Source organism: Streptomyces sp. Y20, from assembly GCF_043195475.1.
Taxonomy (GTDB): domain Bacteria; phylum Actinomycetota; class Actinomycetes; order Streptomycetales; family Streptomycetaceae; genus Streptomyces.
In genome coordinates this window covers 183,023-187,424 of the sequence record NZ_JBIDDP010000012.1, presented here as the reverse complement: position 1 = coordinate 187,424, position 4,402 = coordinate 183,023, and the positions used below count along the sequence as shown (strand labels likewise).

Sequence of the window (4,402 nt, the reverse complement as noted above, 5' to 3'; positions counted from 1 at the left end):
CCCCCGGGTGGCCGGGGTGCCGGCCCACCTCGCTCGACCGGCAGCACGGTCGCGGGCGGCGAGTCCACCGTTCGACACCTGTCGGCAACCTTCCCTCCCCTTCGGGTAAGCACGCTGTCCCCTCGGGCACCTCGCGGCGCCGGACCGGGCGGACGGGGGCCGGGCGCCTCCAGACTGCTCCGAGCGGTGCGACCGGGGGCCTCTTCCATGCCCGCGGTCGCCATCGGCGGCCCGTATCGGCACCGGGGACACGGTCCGACGCCATGTCATGAACAGGCCGAAGCGGAGTCCCACGCCGTCCGCCGTTCCCGCGCGCAGCCCCCGGCTCCCGCACAGTGCAGACACTCCGAAGGTGAGCGACCATCATGAACGATCCCCTCACGACCGCGACGGACCATCCGCGGTCCACTGACGCGGCGACGCCCGGCGCCACCACTCACGTCGACGTGGGTGACGCCGGCTACCACAAGGACCTGAAGCCACGGCACGTCAACATGATCGCTGTGGGCGGCGCGATCGGCACGGGCCTCTTCCTCGGCGCGGGCGGCCGTATGCACAGCGCGGGCCCGTCCCTCGCCATCGCCTACGCCGTGTGCGGCGTCTTCGCCTTCCTCGTCGTGCGGGCGCTGGGCGAACTCGTGCTCCACCGGCCCTCCTCGGGCGCGTTCGTGTCCTACTCGCGCGAGTTCATGGGGGAGAAGGGCGCCTACACCGCCGGCTGGCTCTACTTCGTCAACTGGGCGACCACCGGCATCGCCGACATCACGGCGGTGGCCACCTACGCGCACTTCTGGTCCGCCTTCTCCGACATCCCGCAGTGGGCTCTCGCCCTGGCCGCCCTGGCCGTCGTGCTGACGGCCAACCTGATCTCCGTGAAGTACTTCGGCGAGATGGAGTTCTGGTTCGCCATCGTCAAGGTCTCGGCCCTGGTGGTCTTCCTGCTCGTCGGTGTCTTCCTGGTGGTCACCCGGCACGACGTCGCCGGGCACACTCCGGGGCTCGCCACCGTCACCGACCACGGCGGCCTGTTCCCCCACGGCTGGACACCGATGCTGCTGCTGATCCAGGGTGTCGTCTTCGCCTACGCGGGCGTCGAACTGTGCGGTGTCGCGGCGGGCGAGACCGAGCACCCCGAGAAGATCATCCCCAAGGCCGTCAACTCGATCATGTGGCGCGTCGGGTTCTTCTACATCGGGTCCGTCGTCCTGCTCTCGCTGCTGCTGCCGTCCTCGGTCTACGCCGCCGGTGAGAGCCCCTTCGTCACCGTCTTCACCAAGCTCGGCGTCCCCGGCGCGGCCGACGTCATGAACCTCATCGTCCTCACCGCCGCCATGTCGAGCCTCAACTCGGGCCTCTACTCCACCGGACGCATCCTCCGCTCCATGTCCCTGTCCGGCTCCGCGCCCCGGTTCACCGGAGTGATGAACCGGGGCGGCGTGCCGTACGGCGGCATCCTGCTCACGGCCGGCTTCGGAGTTCTCGGTGTCGTCCTCAACTACGCGATGCCGGGCCAGGCGTTCGAGATCGTCATCAACTTCGCCTCGTTCGGCATCATCGGGACCTGGGGCATGATCATGATCTGTTCGCTGCTGTTCTGGAGGCGCTCGCAGCGCGGCACGGTCACCCGGCCCGCCCACCAACTGCCCTGGGCCCCGTACACCCAGGTGGTGACCCTGGTCTTCCTCGCCTCCATCGTCCTGCTCATGTGGCAGGACGGCGGCGTCTCCCGTACCACCGTGGAATGCCTCCCGCTCATGATCGGCGCTCTGGTCGGCGGCTGGTTCGTGGTGCGACGGAACCATTCCACACAGGTGGCGGCCGGTGACGGAACCGACGGATCGGGGCGCGGGTGATCCCATCGGCGTACCGGCTCGCGGATGCCGGGCGCGCGCCGGCCACGCTCGCCGTGGCCGGCGACCCCGGAACCACGCATCAGGCCGTCTCCCGCAAGCCGAAGCCCTGGTAGACGCCCGGCCCTCTCCTGCCGGGCCGACCTCCGGCAGGAGAGGGGGCCGGACAGCGGCCACCGGGCGGGCGTGGCTCGTCGCCGGGTACGGGGTCGCGCGGGCGGCGCTCGCCGGTCCCGGCCCGCCAGGTCATGGAGCGGGCCGCGCCGACGCTCACGCTGGTGCGACCGGCCCTTCGGCCCCACCACATGCCCGACTCCGACCCACCGGACCGCGGGCGGCCGCGCGAGCCGGTCGCGCAGGTCACATCGCCTTCGGCCACGGCGTCCATCACTGCCCCGGCGCCCCGCTCGCGCGGATGGAGGCCCATATCGCCGTCCGGGCCCTGCTGCGGCGCCGCCCCGGACTCGGCGTGGACACACCCGGCGTCCGGGCCTGCTCGTCCACGGCCCGCGGCGGCTGCCGGTGCGGTGGGCGTGACCGGACCGCCGCGCGCGTGACGGTAAGTGCAGAGCCGATGTCTTTCCGGACAGCGAATTCCCGCACGCCATTTCCGGCGTCATCGCGGACGTAGAGTGCCCTCGATCGGCTTTTCCGGGGTGCTTTCGGCGCGCCCCTGAGGCGATCGACCCGTCCTTCTCCCCGTGACCCGCCGCAGCCCTCGACGGCCGCTCCCTTTTCGGGTCCGGGGCCTTTCCCATGCGGTGCCGGACCGGCCCCTGCGTTGAAAACGCGGCCGGTTCCCCGATGTACCGGCGATCAAAGACGAGGCACATGCGGTGAACATGTTCAACCAGTGGCCGGCCCGGCTCGTCCCCGCGGGGCTGGCGTTCGCTCTGCTGTCGGGGTGTGCCGGCCTCGGCGAGAGCGCCCCTGTGGTGGTCGGCATGTCCGACGACGTGCTGGCCACGGACCCGGCTTCCGGGTACGACCCCGGCTCATGGCTGCTGTTCAACAACGTCTTCCAGTCGCTGCTCAGCTTCCCCAGCGGAAGCACGGAACCGGAGCCGGACGCCGCCGAAGCGTGCGCCTTCACCGACGCGCACGCCCGCGTGTACAAGTGCCGCCTCAAGGACGGTCTGCGGTTCAGCAACGGCGACCCCCTCACGGCGCGGGACGTCGCGTTCTCTTTCGAGCGCACCCTGCGGATCGACGACGCGGCGGGTCCGGCGGTCATGTTCAGCACGCTCGGCAGCATCGACACGCCGAACGACGAGACCGTCGTCTTCAGGCTGAAAGTCCCCGACGCCACCTTCCCCAGCAAGATCGCCTCCGGCGCCGGCTCCATCGTGGACCACCGCCAGTACCGCGGGAACGAGCTGCGCACGGACGGCGGGGCGGTCGGTTCGGGCCCCTACAAGCTGGAATCGTTCAGCAAGGGAGAGGCGGTCTTCTCGGTCAACGACCAGTACGGGGGCAGCGCCCGGGTGAAGAACTCCGGCGTCACCCTGAGGTTCTTCCACGGCAACCGGGACGCCCTGAAGGAGGCCGTGCTCGACGGCAAGGTCGACATCGCCTATCGCGGCCTGACCGCCCAGGACATCTCCGACATCGACCTGCGGATCGGCCACAAGGACGTCGACGTCGTCGAGGGCGGCAGCGCCGAGGTCCAGCATCTGGTCTTCAACATGAACGACCCCGTGGCCGGGAAACTCGCCGTACGCCAGGCCGTCGCCCACGTGCTCGACCGCGACACCCTCGTCAAGGACGTCTACCGCGACACGGCGATCCCGCTGTACTCGATCGTCCCGGCCGGCATCGACGGCCACACCACGGCCTTCTTCGACCGATACGGTGGCCGACCTTCCACGGCCGAGGCCGCCGCCGTGCTGCGCGCCGACGGGATCACCGGCAAGGTGAAGCTGACCCTCTGGTCCACCCCGACCCGCTACGGACCGGCCACGGACCAGGAGATGCGGGCGATCGCCGCACAGCTCGACGCCAGCGGGCTGTTCGACGCCGAGGCGAGGTCCGTGCCGTTCGAGCGGTACGAGCGCGACATCGCCGCGGGCGCGTACGGCGTCTACGTCAAGGGCTGGGTGCCGGACTACCCCGACGCCGACAACTTCACGTCCCCCTTCTTCGGCAAGGGCAACGTGCTGGACAACCACTACGAGAACAGCACCCTCACCGACAAGCTGATCCCGCGTACCGCCGCCGTCGGCGACCGCACGGCCGCCGACGAGACGTTCGGCCGGATCCAGGACATCGTGGCCCGGCAGCTGCCCGTCCTGCCGGTGTGGCAGGCCAAGCAGTACGCGGTCGTCCGCGACGGCGTCCACGGCGTCGACTACTGCCTGGACGCGTCCACGGTGTTCCGGTTCTGGGAGCTGAGCAAGGACTGAGACACCCCCTGCCGCAGGAGGGGACCCCCTGCCGCAGGAGGGGACCCCCTGCCGCAGGAGGGGACCCCCCGCCGCAGTAGTGGACCGCCTCACCCCACGGCACCGGGCGCCGCCGCCGGTATCCGGCCGGGGTCCGCGTCACCGTCCGGC

Annotated in this window: 2 protein-coding genes; both read left to right on the top strand. The window is 70.8% G+C overall.

The genetic code is table 11. The features are described from left to right. Positions 1-365: 365 nt before the first annotated feature. On the top strand, positions 366-1,853 hold the full coding sequence (locus tag ACGFT1_RS27365; RefSeq protein ID WP_373911647.1) for an amino acid permease: 1,488 nt from the start codon (positions 366-368) through the stop codon (positions 1,851-1,853). 833 nt (positions 1,854-2,686) lie between these two features. Continuing rightward, positions 2,687-4,252, top strand: a complete 1,566-nt coding sequence (locus ACGFT1_RS27360) for an ABC transporter substrate-binding protein (RefSeq protein ID WP_373911646.1) — start codon at positions 2,687-2,689, stop codon at positions 4,250-4,252. The last annotated feature ends 150 nt before the right edge of the window (positions 4,253-4,402 follow it).

Bases quoted from the DNA above. Each gene is read 5' to 3' on its own strand.
- ACGFT1_RS27365 (WP_373911647.1), top strand. From the start codon at position 366: ATGAACGATCCCCTCACGACCGCGACGGACCATCCGCGGTCCACTGAC.